Source organism: Knoellia remsis (genome assembly GCF_003002895.1).
Classification (GTDB): domain Bacteria; phylum Actinomycetota; class Actinomycetes; order Actinomycetales; family Dermatophilaceae; genus Knoellia; species Knoellia remsis.
This window is the reverse complement of the sequence record NZ_PVTI01000009.1, coordinates 59,685-74,437: the sequence shown is the minus strand read 5'-3', so window position 1 is coordinate 74,437 and position 14,753 is coordinate 59,685. Positions and strand designations below refer to the sequence as shown.

The 14,753-nt window shown below is 71.0% G+C and carries 14 protein-coding genes; 7 read left to right on the top strand and 7 right to left on the bottom strand.

Annotated features, from left to right (window positions below; all coding sequences use genetic code 11):
• Positions 1 to 386 precede the first annotated feature (386 nt).
• Together BCF74_RS07220 and BCF74_RS07215 are read right to left on the bottom strand one after the other, a co-directional pair.
• Positions 387 to 1,205: a Fic family protein gene (locus BCF74_RS07220; RefSeq protein ID WP_245889259.1), complete on the bottom strand. Its 819-nt coding sequence runs from the start codon at positions 1,203 to 1,205 to the stop codon at positions 387 to 389.
• Between the two features lie 42 nt (positions 1,206 to 1,247).
• Entirely contained in the window at positions 1,248 to 2,153 is a 906-nt protein-coding gene (locus BCF74_RS07215; protein WP_106297276.1) for a thioesterase family protein, read from the bottom strand.
• A gap of 225 nt (positions 2,154 to 2,378) precedes the next feature.
• Here BCF74_RS07215 and BCF74_RS07210 point away from each other — a divergent pair, with 225 nt between their 5' ends.
• Genes BCF74_RS07210 through BCF74_RS07195 form a run of 4 tightly spaced genes read left to right on the top strand, consistent with a single transcriptional unit; the run spans position 2,379 to position 6,444 of the window.
• Complete coding sequence (locus tag BCF74_RS07210; protein WP_106297275.1) at positions 2,379 to 3,575, top strand: sensor histidine kinase; 1,197 nt, start codon at positions 2,379 to 2,381, stop codon at positions 3,573 to 3,575.
• A 58-nt stretch (positions 3,576 to 3,633) separates the two neighbouring features.
• The gene (locus tag BCF74_RS07205) at positions 3,634 to 4,521 is read left to right on the top strand and encodes a LytR/AlgR family response regulator transcription factor (protein ID WP_106297274.1); all 888 of its coding nucleotides are present in this window, start codon (positions 3,634 to 3,636) and stop codon (positions 4,519 to 4,521) included.
• Positions 4,518 to 4,919 (top strand): DUF485 domain-containing protein, encoded by a 402-nt coding sequence (locus BCF74_RS07200; protein ID WP_106297273.1) that lies wholly within the window; start codon positions 4,518 to 4,520, stop codon positions 4,917 to 4,919. Before BCF74_RS07205 ends, BCF74_RS07200 begins: the two co-directional genes overlap by 4 nt.
• A complete protein-coding gene (locus BCF74_RS07195) occupies positions 4,912 to 6,444 on the top strand; it encodes a sodium/solute symporter (RefSeq protein ID WP_106297272.1) in 1,533 nt (510 codons plus the stop codon). Before BCF74_RS07200 ends, BCF74_RS07195 begins: the two co-directional genes overlap by 8 nt.
• Before the next feature lie 229 nt (positions 6,445 to 6,673).
• Here the strand turns inward: BCF74_RS07195 and BCF74_RS07190 are convergent, their stop codons facing one another.
• The 3 genes from BCF74_RS07190 to BCF74_RS07180 all read right to left on the bottom strand — a co-directional run bounded on the left by BCF74_RS07190 (position 6,674) and on the right by BCF74_RS07180 (position 9,535).
• Positions 6,674 to 7,042: a hypothetical protein gene (locus BCF74_RS07190; protein WP_106297271.1), complete on the bottom strand. Its 369-nt coding sequence runs from the start codon at positions 7,040 to 7,042 to the stop codon at positions 6,674 to 6,676.
• A gap of 174 nt (positions 7,043 to 7,216) precedes the next feature.
• A complete protein-coding gene (locus BCF74_RS07185) occupies positions 7,217 to 8,410 on the bottom strand; it encodes a glycine C-acetyltransferase (RefSeq protein ID WP_106297270.1) in 1,194 nt (397 codons plus the stop codon).
• Between the two features lie 63 nt (positions 8,411 to 8,473).
• Positions 8,474 to 9,535, bottom strand: a complete 1,062-nt coding sequence (locus tag BCF74_RS07180) for a hypothetical protein (RefSeq protein WP_106297269.1) — start codon at positions 9,533 to 9,535, stop codon at positions 8,474 to 8,476.
• 133 nt (positions 9,536 to 9,668) lie between these two features.
• Here BCF74_RS07180 and BCF74_RS07175 point away from each other — a divergent pair, with 133 nt between their 5' ends.
• Positions 9,669 to 10,118 carry a DUF732 domain-containing protein gene (locus BCF74_RS07175; protein WP_106297268.1) on the top strand — a complete coding sequence of 150 codons (450 nt, stop codon included), beginning with the start codon at positions 9,669 to 9,671 and terminating at the stop codon, positions 10,116 to 10,118.
• Positions 10,119 to 10,194: 76 nt separating this feature from the next.
• On the opposite strand, the gene tdh is transcribed toward BCF74_RS07175, so the two are convergent.
• Positions 10,195 to 11,235 (bottom strand): L-threonine 3-dehydrogenase, encoded by a 1,041-nt coding sequence (tdh, locus tag BCF74_RS07170; RefSeq protein WP_106297321.1) that lies wholly within the window; start codon positions 11,233 to 11,235, stop codon positions 10,195 to 10,197.
• Between the two features lie 344 nt (positions 11,236 to 11,579).
• Between tdh and BCF74_RS07165 the strand changes: the two genes are divergently transcribed.
• Both BCF74_RS07165 and BCF74_RS07160 read left to right on the top strand, forming a co-directional pair.
• Positions 11,580 to 11,918 (top strand): DUF485 domain-containing protein, encoded by a 339-nt coding sequence (locus tag BCF74_RS07165; protein ID WP_106297320.1) that lies wholly within the window; start codon positions 11,580 to 11,582, stop codon positions 11,916 to 11,918.
• Between the two features lie 3 nt (positions 11,919 to 11,921).
• Positions 11,922 to 13,595: a solute symporter family protein gene (locus tag BCF74_RS07160; RefSeq protein ID WP_106297267.1), complete on the top strand. Its 1,674-nt coding sequence runs from the start codon at positions 11,922 to 11,924 to the stop codon at positions 13,593 to 13,595.
• Between the two features lie 104 nt (positions 13,596 to 13,699).
• Here the strand turns inward: BCF74_RS07160 and BCF74_RS07155 are convergent, their stop codons facing one another.
• The gene (locus BCF74_RS07155; RefSeq protein ID WP_106297266.1) at positions 13,700 to 14,602 is read right to left on the bottom strand and encodes a phenylalanine 4-monooxygenase; all 903 of its coding nucleotides are present in this window, start codon (positions 14,600 to 14,602) and stop codon (positions 13,700 to 13,702) included.
• Between the last annotated feature and the right edge of the window lie 151 nt (positions 14,603 to 14,753).

Sequence of the window (14,753 nt, the reverse complement as noted above, 5' to 3'; positions counted from 1 at the left end):
GGGAGGACCGGGGCCGTCGAGTGGACCGAGCTCCGGGGGGGAGAAGCCGGGCCACCCTTCGCTCAACCCCGAAGGGGAGCGATGTACCCATCGTTCACCATCGGTTCGCACCTTGCAAGACGATCTCGGAAAATCAACCGAAGTTGTCAGCCCGCTTGTCCTATGCGCCACCCCCAGCCATGACGATGGCGCCCCCGGCCCTGCCGGAGGCGCCACCTGCCGCGAGCGCTCGGGGCGACCAGGCGTGCACGTCTCTTGCCGTCGTATCGGGTCGAGCCCGAACGGACCGGTCCATCAGTGGACTGCCTGCGCGTGGGTACCCGTTGCCTCTCGCGGGTCGTGCTGTCCTGTCAGGTCTACTCCTGTCCGGCGCCGCTGACAAGGGGTCAGGTGAGGCGTCCGGCGAGGACCGCGTCGGCGATCCGTTCACCCTCCTGCGCACCGGCCGCGACCGCGTCCCCACAGTGCGTGAGCCAGAGCCCGACGCCTGCGGCGTCACCGCGTGTGTATGCCGTGAGCGCGCCGAGGTATGCCGGCCCGCCGCCGGTGCCGTGCCCGACCTCCGGGACAGCGACACCCGTCGGGTCGAGGCCGCCGGCGGCGATGACGGCGCGTTCGAGGGCGCGGGCGACGACGCCGTTGCCGCGGGTGAAGGGACGCGCGGCGACGATCTCGGCGTGGGCGAGGCCGGCGACGACGAGGACGGGCAGGTTCGCGCTCGGCGTCGCGGTGAGCAGGTCAACGACGGCGCGCAGCCGCTCGCGGGCCTCGGCGGCCGGTGGGGCGTCACCGAGCTCGACGAACTCGCGGCTGTCCTCGCCGTCGCGACGCGGCCGGCCCAGCTCGTCGGCCGGGACGAGGTCGGCGGCCGCAGCGGTGTGCAGGCGAGCAAGGGCCTGCATCGGGGCGGAGAGGACGACGGGCGTGAGGCGCTCGGTCTCGGCGGTGGCGGCGACGGCGCCCTTGGCGACCTGCTCGACGGGGTCGAGCTCGTCGTGCCAGGTGACCGCGCCGCGCATGAGGTCGCGGACGATCTCGACGGAGAGCCGAGCCCCGTCGAGCTCGCTGCTCGCGCGGGCACCGCGGACCCGGGACTCGGCCGCGGCCTCGGGGATGCGGCGGCGCAGGGCGTTGTGCCAGCGGAGCTGAGTGCAGACTTCGCGAGCCTTGTCGATGGACTCGGGCACGCCCGGCAGGGCGGCCAAGGCGGCGACGGAAGAGCGAATGTCGTTGGGGGACACGGGGGTTCAGGCGTTTCCGTCGGGCTGGCTGGGGTCACTTGGGCGAGCCGACGACGCGCCGGGAGCGGCCGGCATACCAGCCCTGGGAGCGGTCGACGACGCGCCGGGAGCGGCCGGCATACGGACGCCGGCGAGCTGACGGGACTGGGCCACGACCCGGTCGCGCGAATCCCAGATCGTCGCGTCCTCCTCGAAGAGTCCGCCGATGACGTTCGAGGTCGTGAGGCGGATGCGCAGCCAGCCCGGCGCGGGGCGGCCGCGGACGTGGCCTGAGAAGGACAGCGTCGGCGCCCAGCCCTCGGCACCGAGGGTGACGCTGACCGGAGGCAGCGCGTCGAGGAAGAACGGCAGAGACGCGGTGTCGGGTTCGCGACCGTCGGCGAAGCGCACCCACGCTCGCAGCTCACCGTCGCGGGCCGGGCGCCCCTCGGCCCACCCCGCGGTGGCCGGGTCGATCCGCAGGTCGAGGCGGTCGAGGAGCGTGATCGGGGCGCCGAATCCCTTGCGCTCGGCGCGGATGCAGTCCTCGGGGTCAGGCATCGATGGCGGCTCAGCAGCCCGGTGGACCGGCTCGGACTGGGCGTCGAGGTCCCCGAACGTCGTCGTGTGGGTGAGGCAGGTGCGCCCCGTCTGGCCGATCGTGACGGCCACCGTGGAGAAGGAGCGGCCGGCGCGCAGGACCTCGGCCGTGACCTCGGCGGGCCCGGGCTGCGCGGCGGTGAGGAAGGTCGTCGTGAAGGCGACCGGGTCGATGTGGGCGGGGGCCGGGTCGTGGGCGGCGAGCGCCTCGGTGGCGGCCCGGGTCGCGAGCGCCATGAGGACGCCGCCGTTGACGGCCTGGCCGACGATCCACCCCTCACCGAGCTCCGCTCGGCCGTTCGTGATCGTCAGGGCGTCGTCGAACTCCGTCATGCCCGCGAGCGTATGCCGTCCGGTCACCTCGTCCGCGATCGTGTGGCCCGTGCCGCACCTGCAGGCATGGGCGACGGCCCTCGGCGCTCGGCTCCGGGTGCTCGCCGCCCGGGCCGCCGCAGATTGCGCGCGCTGACGCAGAAAGAACCGCGCCAGCGCGCGCAATCTCCGCCCTGGTTCCGGCCGACGGCTCGTCTGCGCCACCTGGCCTTCTAGCCTTGCGCCATGACGGCGTCGTTCCATGTCCCCACCGCGATCGTGGTGGCCGGTGCGATGCTGCTGCTCGGCCTGGGGATCTGGGTCGCGGGACGAGGTCGCCGGCGCGGGTTCCTCTCGACCGTCGACCGGGTCACCTACTCGACCCTGCACACCGCCTCCCTCGCCTCGCGCCACCTCGCCGACGGGCTGACCCCCGACGCCGCGGACCGCGCGGGTCGACACCTCCTGACGATCCTCGGCGCCTCGTCGGTTGCCATCTGCGACACGTCCGGCCTTCTCTCCTGGACCGGCCCCGGCGGCGACCACCACGGCAAGGACGCCCACGACCACGCGTCGGCCACGCGAACCTCCGGCGCCCCCACCGTCCTCGGCTCCGACGTCGTCACCTGCAGCGACCCCGACTGCCCCATCCGGGCTGCGGTGACCGCCCCGCTCGTGGCGGACGAACGCGTCGTCGGGACCCTCACGGCATACGCACCGGCAGCCTCCGCGGGACTCGCGCGCGCCACCGGCGAGCTGGCGCGCTGGGTCTCGGCGGAGCTCGACGTCGCCGAGCTGGGACGCGCCCGCACCCGCGCGATGGAGGCCGAGCTGCGCGCGCTGCGGGCCCAGATCAGCCCGCACTTCATCTACAACTCTCTCGGCGCGATCGCGTCCTTCGTGCGGACCGACCCGCCACGGGCACGCGAGCTGCTGCTCGAGTTCGCCGACTTCACGCGCTATGCCTTGCGCCAGGGCGGGCCGTTCACGACCCTCGCCGAGGAGCTGCGCAACGTCGAGCGCTACCTCGTGCTCGAGCAGGCGCGGTTCGGGGATCGGTTGCAGGTGTCGCTGCTCATCGCGCCCGAGGTGCTGCCCGTGCGCATCCCCTACCTCGCCGTGCAGCCGCTCGTCGAGAACGCCGTCCGTCACGGGCTCGCCGCGAAGGAGGGGGTGGGCCACGTGACGATCACGGCGTCCGACCAGGGATCGGAGGCCGAGATCACCGTCGACGACGACGGAGTGGGCACCTCGCCCGAGGCCGTGCAGCAGGTGCTCGACGGGGTGTCGCGGGCGGACTCGGTCGGGCTCGGCAACGTCGACGCGCGGCTGCGGCAGGTCTACGGCGACGAGTTCGGTCTCGTCGTCGAGACGGCGGTCGGCGCCGGGACGAAGGTGAGCTTCCGGGTGCCGAAGTACGCGCCGGGCGTCCACGCGGAGTGAGCGTCTCGTCGCGGCGCGAGCCTGCCCCCGCCGGTCGACCGTGACTATCCTCGACCCCATGGCCAACGAGGGCGAGGCACCCGCGCGCGAGGGACTGCGCGCCCTCGTCGTCGACGACGAGCTGCCGGCCCTCTCCGAGGTCAGCTACCTCCTCGGGTCGGACCCGCGGATCGCGTCGGTCCGGACCGCCACGAGCGGCACGCAGGCCCTGACGATGCTCGAGGACCACGACGTCGACGTCATCTTCAGCGACATCTCCATGCCCGGCCTCGACGGCATGGCGCTCGGGCGGGTGCTGGCGCGGTTCGCCTCTCCCCCGCAGCTCGTCTTCGTGACGGCGCACGAACAGCACGCGGTCGACGCCTTCGCGCTGGCGGCGACGGACTACGTCATGAAGCCGGTGCGCGAGGAGCGGCTGCGCGAAGCGGTGCGCCGCGTCGTGGCCAAGCGGGACGAGGCCGGTATGCCGGCCGCTGCGGTCGCGTCGTCGGCCGCCGGTTCCGGGGCGGCCGGTTCGGGAGTGCCCGGGTCCGGGGCCGCGGGTGCGGACTCGCCGGCGGAGGTCGCGGACGAGACGATCCCCGTCGAGCTGGGTGGCGTGACCCGGTTCGTCTCCCGGTCGCAGATCCGGTGGGTCGAGGCGTCCGGCGACTACGCGCGGCTGCACACCGGCTCGGAGAGCCACCTGGTCCGCATACCGCTCGCAACTCTCGAAGAGCGCTGGGGCACAGCCGGATTCGTCCGCATCCACCGTTCGACGATCATCGCCCTCCCCCACGTCACCGAGGTGCGCATGGACCACGGACGGTGCTCGGTCGTCATCGGTGACGTCGAGCTCCAGGTGAGCAGACGGCATACGAGAGCGTTGCGCGACCTCCTGCTGCGCCGGCCGGGTGCCGCAGCCAGTGCGGGGTCCGGCGCAGGGTCGGGCGCGAGCGCCGGATGAGCCCGGAGCGGTCCGGCCCTCCGGAGCGGGTGCGCGTCACGAGCTCGCGGCGGACGGCGGCCGCAGCGACCCGATCCCGGCAGCTCGCGAGCGAGCTCGACGAGCAGACCGAGCTCGGCGACGTCCTGCTCGACGGGCTGCGGCGAGCGCAGCTGCGGCTCGGGCTGACCGTGCTCGCGCTGATGGGCCTGGCGTTGGGCGGGTTCCCGGTGCTGCTCGCGCTCGTGCCGTCGACGCAGACGATGACGCTGGCGGGCATTCCGCTGCCGTGGCTCGTTCTCGGCGGGCTGGTCTACCCGGCGGCGTGGCTGCTCGCGCGGGCCTACGTGCGGCAGTCGGAGCGGATCGAGACCGAGTTCGCCGAGGTCGTCGGCGAGGAAGGCCGCCGCGATGGGTGACTCGCTGTCGGTCGTCGCCGTCGCGCTCGTGTGCGTCACGACCGTCGCCGTCGGTGGCCTGGGGCTGCGGCTCTCGCGGCGGACGTCGGACTTCTATGTCGCCGGACGGACGGTGTCGCCGCGGCTCAACGCGAGCGCCATCTCGGGCGAATACCTCTCTGCCGCTTCGTTTTTGGGCGTCGCAGGGCTGATCTACGACCAGGGTGTCGACCTGCTCTGGCTGCCGGTGGGGTACACCCTCGGCTACCTCGTGCTGCTCGTCATGGTGGCGGCACCGATGCGGCGCTCGGGGGCCTACACGCTGCCGGACTTCGCCGAGGCACGCCTCGGGTCGGTGCTCGTGCGGCGGCTGGCGGCGGTACTCGTCGTGGCGATCGGATGGCTCTATCTCGTGCCGCAGTTCCAGGGGGCCGGGCTGGCGCTGGCGCTCGTGACGGGGGCGCCTGCGTGGGTCGGGGCGGCTCTCGTCGCGGTCGTCGTGGCGCTGGCGGTGGGCGCCGGCGGGATGCGCTCGATCACCTTCGTCCAGGCGATGCAGTACTGGATCAAGCTGACCTGCCTCGCCGTGCCAGCGTTCGTGCTGCTCGCGCTGTGGGCGCGCTCCGGAGGTGGGTTGCCGCCGGTCACGGAGAGCTGGTGGACGCCATTCGCGCCGCGCTCGGCCGACGACCACCCGGTGTACCGGACCGCGTCGATGATGCTCGCCCTGTGCCTCGGGACGATGGGGCTGCCGCACGTGCTCGTGCGCTACTACACGAACCCCGATGGCGTCGCCGCGCGCCGCACGACGACGTCAGTCATTGCCTTGCTCGGGCTCTTCTATCTCGTGCCGCCGGTGTATGCCGTGCTGGGGCGAGTGCACCTGCCGTCACTGCCGCCGGGCGTGCGGTCCGACACGATCGTCCTGGAGCTGCCGGAGCGGGTGGTGTCGGGGGTCAGCGGGGACGTGCTGACGGCGATGCTCGCGGGAGGGGCGTTTGCTGCTCTCCTGTCGACGGCCTCGGGGCTGGCGATGTCCGTGACCGGGGTGCTGCACCAGGAGTTCCTCCGGCCCCGGCTGTCGCGGCTGACGGGCGGGGATGCTTTTGGTTTCGGTGGCTTCCGGCTTGCGGCGGTGGTGGCGGTGATCGTGCCGTTCTTCGTCGCGCGTCATGTGGAGCAGATCGGGATCGCGACGACGGTGGGGTTCGCGTTCTCGCTGGCGGCGGCGACGTTCGCACCGCTGCTCATGCTCGGCGTGTGGTGGCGTCGGTTGTCGCGCGTCGGGGCGGTCGCCGGGCTGGTCGTGGGTGCGGTGGCAGCGACGTCGGCGGCGCTGACGACATTCGTGTTCGGACCGATGGGCGGGTGGCCGGGTGCACTGTTGGCCAACCCGGCGGCGTGGTGCACGCCGCTAGCCTTCGCGACCACGGTCCTCGTGTCCCTCGCGACACCGACGTCCGTCCCCCGCGACACCGCCCGACTCATGGTCCGCCTGCACACCCCCGAGCGGGTCGACCTCGCCCGCAGCCGCATTCCCGAATGAGAGGCCAGTCAGATGCCGTCAGGCAGACGCTCGCGGTCAGCCGCCAGCTCCGCCAACAGGGCTCGAGCCTCCAGGACGATGGCTTCGTTCGCTGCCCGTCGCTTGGCTGCTGCTGCCTTGGATGGCTTGCCCGCCACGCGTCCTGTCACGGAGCGCCCGGACACTGCCCACCGGGTGACGGTGGGGGCATGGGGCCGCGGCGTGTTCGTCACGACACGCTTCGCAGTGCTCATCGTGCGAGTTCCTCCTCGGCGTCCTCAAGTACAGCCAGTGTAAGCACCTCGAGCATCCCCAACTGCTGGCTCGTGGTGGCGAGCTCACGTAGGACGCCGAGACCGTGCAGCACGGACGTTGCCCCCAGGTCCTCCTGGTTGTCCCAAAGGAACGTGAAGAGGAGTTGCCACCGCTCCCGCGCATCGTTCTCACTGTCCTGCGCGCGTGTCGCGGCACGCGCGTCGAGGGCGAGCCGTCTCTCGGCCCTGAGCCGCTTGTCAACACCCACATAGGTCAACAGGGCAGCCCCGATGAGGCCGAGTACTCCCGCTCCTGGCGAAGTCAGGAATGCCCCGAGCGAGAGCCGGATCGTCTCGATGTCCATGATCCCCCTACATTGTGGAGCCGCGATGACGAGGCTATTGGGGCCCTCCGACAGCGCTGAGAGTCAGCACGTGCCCTCACCCCTGAGCCACCGGTCAGCGCCGGTCACGGGCTTCGAGGAACTCGCGATAGAAGGCTTCGGTCTGAGCCGCCGCAGTCGACATGAACGTCTGCCTCAGGCGAGCGCGCCCCGCGCCGCCACGAACGCGTCGACGCAGCGCCGCACGTCCTCCTCGGAGTGCGCCGCCGACAGCTGCACCCGGATGCGCGCCTTCCCGCGGGGCACCACCGGGAACGAGAACGGGATGACATAGACGCCGTCCGCCAGCATCCGGTCGGCGATCTCGCCGGCCAGGCGCGCTCCGTCCTCACCGGGGAACATCACCGGCGTGATCGGGTGCTCCCCCGGCAGCAGGTCGAACCCCGCCTCCGTCATCAGCGACCGGAACAGAGAAGTGTTGCGCCGCAACGCCTCTCGCGCCTCCCCCGACGTCTCCACCAGCTCCAGAGCCTTGAGCGACCCGGCGACGACGCCCGGCGCCACCGAGTTCGAGAACAGATACGGCCGCGAACGCTGCCGCAGCAGGTCCACGATCTCGCGGTGCGCGGCGACATACCCGCCCGATGCACCCCCGAGCGCCTTCCCCAACGTGCCCGTGATGATGTCGACCCGGTCCATCACGCCGAAGCGCTCCGGCGTGCCGCGGCCACCCTCGCCGACGAACCCGACCGCGTGCGAGTCGTCGACGAGCACGAGCGCAGAGAACTCGTCGGCCAGGTCGCAGATCTCGTCGAGCGGCGCATAGAACCCGTCCATCGAGAACACGCCGTCGGTGACGATGACCTTGCGCCGCGCCCCCGCCGCGTCGGCCGCCTCGAGCTGCGCCCGCAGGTCGGCCATGTCCGCGTTCTTGTAGCGATACCGCTGTGCCTTCGACAGCCGCACCCCGTCGATGATCGACGCGTGGTTCAGCTCGTCGCTGATGATCGCGTCCTCCGCGCCGAAGAGCACCTCGAACACCCCGCCGTTGGCGTCGAAGCACGACGAGTAGAGGATCGTCGCCTCCGTCCCGAGGAAGTCCGCGAGCCGCTCCTCCAGCAGCGAGTGCTGCGTCTGCGTGCCGCAGATGAACCGCACCGACGCCATCCCGAACCCCCACTCGTCGAGGGCGTCCTTCGACGCCGCAACGACGTCCGGGTGGTCGGCGAACCCGAGGTAGTTGTTCGCGCAGAAGTTCAGTGCCTCGCCGCCGCTCGTCCCGACGTGCGAGCTCTGTGGCGTCGTCAGCTCCCGCTCGGCCTTCCACAGACCGGCGTCCTTGATCTCCGCCAACGTCGCGGCGAGCTCGTCCCTCACGGATCCGTACACGGCATACCTCTCGTTCGTCGCGGGTCGGCGGATCCGAGCGTATGCCGTGGCGCACCTTCCGCGTCAGGCCACCCTGCGCGCGCGGTGCGTCGCCGCGAACCACACCTGCACGAGGGTGCGGCCCGCGCGGTCGAGTGAGCCGACATACCGGCGCAGCGTCCGCCGGTCCAGGCTCTCCGCACTGTTCACCGCCGCGAGCACCTCGGGCACGGTCGAGGCCGGCGTCGAGATCTCGAGGAGGTAGTCCGGCACCGTCAGCGCCGGGTCGACGACGGCCACGAGCGGCACGCCCACGGCGGCGACCTGGGGGAAGATCGAGCCCGGGATGCCGACAGCCACCTCCGCACGGGCCGACGCGGCGAGCGAGCCCTCCTCGGCGATCTCGAAGTCGCTCCACAGCGAACGGTCCTCCCGTGGGTGAAGACCGACGATGACGGTCCACCCGGCATCCTGCAGCGCGTGCGCCGACGCCAGCAGCAGTTCCGTACCCGGCGCCGCGCTCCCTGTGGATGACGGGTAGGTGACGCTCGTGAGCACGAGGACGGTGCCGGTCTCCGGCGCCCACGTCGGACGGTCGTCGAGCTGCGGGTTGCCGACCACGCGCACCCGCTGCGCCGGCCAACCCAGATGGACCGCGAAGGTCTCCGCCTCGGCCTCCGAGCTCGCCGTGACGTCGACGAGGCGAGGCCGGATGACCGCGGCACCGACGCCCTCGACAGGGTTCATGTATGCCAGCGCGCTCGCCACGATCGGCAGGTCCGGGAGCGCTCGGGTCACCGTCGTCGGCCACTCGGTCGCGCCGTTGACGACGAGCAGGTCCGGCCCCCAGGCACGCACCTCGTCGATCGTCATGACGGGGACCGAGTCACCGGGCCGGATGCCCGACCGGTCCGGGACGACGAGGACGAGCTCACCGCCGCGCGCCTCGATGTCGTCGAGGAGAGCGCGCACGTGGTAGGTGCCCCACGGCTCGTTCGTCGCCACGGCCACCCGGAACGTCGTGGCCCGCGGCCCGGCCGCCGGGGAGCTCGCTCCCGCGGACCGCGCCGTCGCCACGGCTGCAACCGCACCACCCACGGCGGTGAGGAAGGAGCGTCGGGACAGGGTGGAGGCAGCGACAGTCATGCGACCCATCCTCACGTGGGACACCGCATCGGTGGGCAAACACGACATGGGCAGGACGTGAACGGCTACGGCGCCGACGCGGTCGTGCGAGACCCGAGTCGCGGCGGCCCGGGGCACTGGCTACCGTCGAGTCATGATCACACTGCGCAAGACCACGACCCTGTTCGCCAGTGCCGCCCTCGCGCTCACCCTCACCGCCTGTGGGGGTTCCGACTCGAACACCGAGTCCTCGGGGGACACCACGACCAACGCCAGCTCGCCCACCGGCGACACCTCGCCCAGCACCGACTCCTCCGAGCCCGCCGGCGGCGACGTCGCGGAGAGCGCGTGGCTGGCCACCTTCAAGAAGGGCATCCCGGAGCTCGAGGGCAAGAGCGACGATGAGATCATCGCTGCCGCCAAGAAGGTCTGCGACGACTTCAGGGCCTCGCCGGACGCCGCGACCGCCAAGAAGATCGTCTCCGGTCTCGAGTCCGACCTCGGCATCGACTCGATGAAGGCGAACCTCTTCATCGGTGGCGCCACGGGCCGCTACTGCGAGGACATGAGCACCAAGTTCCTCGACGCCCAGATGGGCGGCTGACCCACCCCGGCCCAACCCGTGCCGTGTGTGCCTGTCGCAGACAGATCCGTCTGCGACAGGCACACACGGCGCGAGGTCAGCTCCAGTCGAGGACGACCTTGCCGCAGTCCCCGGACCGCGCCACCTCGAAGCCGCGGGCCCACTCCTCCGCCGGGAACCGGTGCGTGATGACCGACTGCACCGCCTCGCGCAACTTGGCGCTCGTCGCGAGCATCGACCCCATGAGGTACCAGGTCTCGAACATCTCGCGTCCGTAGATCCCGCGGATCGTGATCATGTGCGTGATGACCCGCCCCCAGTCGATGGGGTAGGGATCCTTCGGCAGCCCGAGCATCGCGACCCGCGCCCCGTGGTTGAGGTTCGCGAGCATGTCCTCGACCGCGCGCGGCGCACCGCTCATCTCCAGACCGATGTCGAACCCCTCGAGCATCCCGAGCTCGCGCTGTGCGTCGGCGAGCGTGCCGCCGGACGCGACGTTGACGGCGAGGTCGGCGCCGGCCGCCGTGGCGAGCGCGAGCCGTGACTCGCTCATGTCCGTGACGACGATCCGGCGAGCGCCGGCATGCCGCGCGATCGCGACGGCCATGACGCCGATCGGGCCCGCGCCGGTGACGACGACGTCCTCGCCGACGACCGGCCACTGCAGAGCCGTGTGCGTTGCGTTGCCGAGTGGGTCGAAGATCGCACCGAGGTCCGGGTCGAGGTCCGCGGGCTGGGTCCACGCGTTCGTCGCGGGGATGACGACGTAGTCCGCGAACGCCCCGTCCCGGTTCACCCCGACGCCGATCGTGTTGATGCACAGGTGCCGCCGACCGGCGCGGCAGTTGCGGCAGATCCCGCAGACGAGGTGCCCCTCGCCGGAGACCCGGTCGCCGACCTTGACGCGCTCGACGTTGGCGCCGACCTCGACGACCTCGCCGTAGAACTCGTGCCCGATCGTCATCGGCGTCTGCACGGTCGAGGCGGCCCAGTCGTCCCACTGCTCGAGGTGCAGGTCGGTGCCGCACAGTCCGGCACGCAGGACGCGGATCTTGACGTCACTGGGACCGCACTCCGGTTCGGGGACGTCGATGAGCTCGAGTCCGGGTCCGGCCTGGGTCTTGACGAGTGCGCGCACGGACACATCATGCCGGGCGGCACGAACCGGCCTGTGACGCCATACGGCTCGCGAGCCTCACCGTGACTCGCAAGCCGGATCGATCCGGCCTGCGAGGGAGAGCAAGGCTCGCGAGCCACTTTGTGCAGGGCCCAGTGACCTGCATCCGGTATGCCGGCCGCGCGACCGTTCGTCGCGCCCCACCTGCCGCTCGGCGCACCCGCGCGTGACGCCGGCCACCCACTCACCGAAGGCGCCCACCCGCCCGGCGCGACACGACCCGCGAAGGCTCGCGGACGGCATACCGAACCCCCGACAGTGGGACCGAACCCGGCCCTGACCGGGCACGACCCATGGAGGTGACCGTGAGCAACGAGGCTCGCACCCAGGGCGACGACCCCTACGTCGCAGTGCAAAGCACCCCGGAGTTCCAGGACCTGCGGCGCAAGTTCCGCGGGTTCGTCTTCCCGATGACGGCGTTCTTCCTCGTCTGGTACTTCGTCTACGTCCTGCTGTCGATCTTCGCGCCCGGTTTCATGGGCACGAAGGTGTTCGGCAACATCACCATCGGCCTGCTCTTCGGGCTCGGCCAGTTCGTCACGACGTTCGCCATCACGTTCATCTACGCGCGATGGGCCAACCGTGAGTTCGACCCGGCCGCCGACGCCCTCGGCGCCCGCCTCGACGGCGACAAGGAGCACTGAGCCATGGCCTTCACCGCACTGCCCACCGCCCTGCCGGCGCTCCCTGCCGAGACGACGGTCGCCGTCGGCAACCCGACCCTCAACATCGCGATCTTCGCCGGGTTCGTCCTCGTCACGCTCGCCGTGATCGTCCGGATCGCCCGCGGCAAGAAGACCGCCGGCGAGTTCTACACCGCGAGCGGCGGGTTCTCCGGCCGCCAGAACGGTGTCGCCATCGCCGGTGACTACCTGTCGGCCGCGAGCTTCCTCGGCATCGCCGGTGCCATCGCCCTGCAGGGCTACGACGGCTTCCTCTACTCGATCGGGTTCCTCGTCGCCTGGCTCGTCGCGCTCCTGCTCGTCGCCGAGCTCATGCGCAACACCGGTCGCCTCACGATGGCCGACGTGCTGTCCTACCGCCTCAAGCAGCGCCCGGTCCGCATCGCGACCGCGACGTCGGTCCTCGCGGTGTCGTTCTTCTACCTGCTCGCGCAGATGGCGGGCGCCGGTGGTCTCGTGTCGCTGCTGCTGGGGGTCAGCGGAGAGGCCGCGCAGAACCTCGTCATCGCCGTCGTCGGCGTCGTGATGATCGCCTACGTCCTCATCGGCGGCATGCGCGGCACGACGTGGGTCCAGATCATCAAGGCCGTGCTGCTCATCGCGGCGACGGCGATCATGACCGTCTGGGTCCTCGGCAAGTACGGCCTCAACCTGTCGAGCCTGTTCCAAGGCGCCATCGACAAGAACCCCGCTGTCGGGGAGAAGCTCCTCGAGCCGGGCGTGAAGTACGGCAAGAACCTCACGACGAAGATCGACTTCATCTCGCTGTCGCTCGCGCTCGTCCTCGGCACCGCGGGCCTGCCGCACGTGCTCCAGCGGTTCTACACCGTGCCGACGAGCAAGCAAGCTCGCAAGTCGGTCGAGTGGGCCATCTGGCTCATCGGCGGCTTCTACCTGCTGACCCTCGTCGTCGGCTACGGCGCCGGCGCCCTCGTCGGCCCGGAGGAGATCAACGCGGCCCCGGGCAAGGCGAACTCCGCCGCCCCGCTGCTCGCGTTCGAGCTCGGTGGCAGCACCTTCCTCGGCATCATCTCGGGCATCGCGTTCGCGACCATCCTCGCGGTCGTCGCCGGGCTGACCATCACGGCGTCGGCGACGTTCGCGCACGACATCTACCGCGAGGTCTTCAAGCGAGGCGAGCAGGTCGCCGAGGAGAAGGAGGTGCGGGTCGCCCGCATCGCCGCCATCGTCATCGGCGTCGTCGCCATCCTCGGCGGCATGCTCGCCAAGAGCCAGAACGTCGCGTTCCTCGTGGCGCTGGCCTTCGCGGTCGCGGCGTCGGCGAACCTGCCGACGATCCTCTACTCGCTGTTCTGGAAGCGGTTCAACACCCGCGGCGCGCTGTGGTCCATCTACGGCGGTCTCATCTCGACGATCGTGCTGATCATCTTCAGCCCGGTCGTGTCGGGCAAGGCGCCGCTCACCGAGGGCGGACCGTCACCGTCGATGATCACCGACCCGAACGTCGACTTCTCGTTGTTCCCCCTGGACAACCCGGGTCTCGTGACGATCCCGCTGGCCTTCTTCCTCGGCTGGCTCGGCACCGTGACGAGCAAGGAGTTCAACCCGCAGAAGTACGCGGAGATGGAGGTCCGCAGCCTCACCGGTCACGGCGTCGCCAAGGCGCTCGACCACTGAGGTCCTGACCTCACCGACTGTGCCCACCTCGCCTTCGCGGGGTGGGCACAGTCCGTTGTCACCCGCCGTATGCCGTCCGCGCGCCCAGAAGGGCAAGGCGTCTGTCAGACGAGGCCGCGGGTGACGGCTTCGGCGCGCAGCTTCGCGGCCGAGTCGTCGTCGACGGTCTCGAAGAACCCGCCCACGACGTCCTCGAGCTCGTCGAGGCTCTCGGCGCAGAACAGCACCGGCTGGTACTGCGTGATGTCGTAGTTGAGCGTGCCCATGTCGGCGAGGTCGAGCGCCCGCAGTTCCATGTGCGCGAACTCGTCCATCTCTCCGTAGCTCGACAGGATGCCGGCGCCGTACGCCTTGACCTCGCCGTGCTCGCGCATGACGCCGAACTCCATCGAGAACCAGAAGACGTCGGCGACGAACTTCATCGCCTCGTCGGTCTCGACCCGCAGCGACGCCTGACCAGCAGCCTCGGTGATCCGCGCGAACCGCGGTGAGGCGAGCTGGTTCCCGTGGCCGATGACCTCGTGGATGATGTCCGGCTCGGGCGTGTAGAGCGGCTCGCTGCCGTGCCGGAGGTACTGCGTCGAGTTGAAGGTGCGCGCACCGAGGTCGGCGTAGAACTCCCGCAGCGGCACCAGCCCCGGCGCCGCGACGTAGCTCCACCCGGTGAGCGGCGCGAGGCGCTCGGTCACCTCGTCGAGCTGCGGCACGTGGTCGGTGGGGAGGGCGAGCTCGCGCTTGGCGGTGAGGTACTCGCTGTGCGCGTACTTCTCGTGCTTCGGCGCGAGCTCGGCGCTGACGGTGCGCCAGATGTCGTGTTCGGCCTCGGTGTAGTCGATCCGCGGGATCGGCTCGCCCCGCGTCCACGCCATCGCGGCGCCGGCGATCTCGCCACGGCGCCCGACGTATGCCGCGTCGTTGCGACCCGGGTGGTTGTCACTCAGGTGCACCTCGACGGTGCCGTCGTCGTGCTGCGTCACGGGCGAGTACAGCTGGCCTTCTTCGAACATGGCCCACCTCCTTGTGGTGCGTCTCGCCCTCAGGGAAGCAGAGCGGTGGGCAAAGGGGAACCGTTGCCCGACACACTGGGCACAGAGTGCACGTTCCGACCACCGCAGCGGACGGCATACGGTGCACTTTGTCCAGTGACGACCGTCCTCG

Coding starts and splice junctions, on each gene's coding strand:
- BCF74_RS07215 (WP_106297276.1), bottom strand. CDS start 2,153: ATGACGGAGTTCGACGACGCCCTGACGATCACGAACGGCCGAGCGGAG.
- BCF74_RS07210 (WP_106297275.1), top strand. CDS start 2,379: ATGACGGCGTCGTTCCATGTCCCCACCGCGATCGTGGTGGCCGGTGCG.
- BCF74_RS07205 (WP_106297274.1), top strand. CDS start 3,634: ATGGCCAACGAGGGCGAGGCACCCGCGCGCGAGGGACTGCGCGCCCTC.
- BCF74_RS07200 (WP_106297273.1), top strand. CDS start 4,518: ATGAGCCCGGAGCGGTCCGGCCCTCCGGAGCGGGTGCGCGTCACGAGC.
- BCF74_RS07195 (WP_106297272.1), top strand. CDS start 4,912: ATGGGTGACTCGCTGTCGGTCGTCGCCGTCGCGCTCGTGTGCGTCACG.
- BCF74_RS07190 (WP_106297271.1), bottom strand. CDS start 7,042: ATGGACATCGAGACGATCCGGCTCTCGCTCGGGGCATTCCTGACTTCG.
- BCF74_RS07180 (WP_106297269.1), bottom strand. CDS start 9,535: ATGACTGTCGCTGCCTCCACCCTGTCCCGACGCTCCTTCCTCACCGCC.
- BCF74_RS07175 (WP_106297268.1), top strand. CDS start 9,669: ATGATCACACTGCGCAAGACCACGACCCTGTTCGCCAGTGCCGCCCTC.
- BCF74_RS07160 (WP_106297267.1), top strand. CDS start 11,922: ATGGCCTTCACCGCACTGCCCACCGCCCTGCCGGCGCTCCCTGCCGAG.
- BCF74_RS07155 (WP_106297266.1), bottom strand. CDS start 14,602: ATGTTCGAAGAAGGCCAGCTGTACTCGCCCGTGACGCAGCACGACGAC.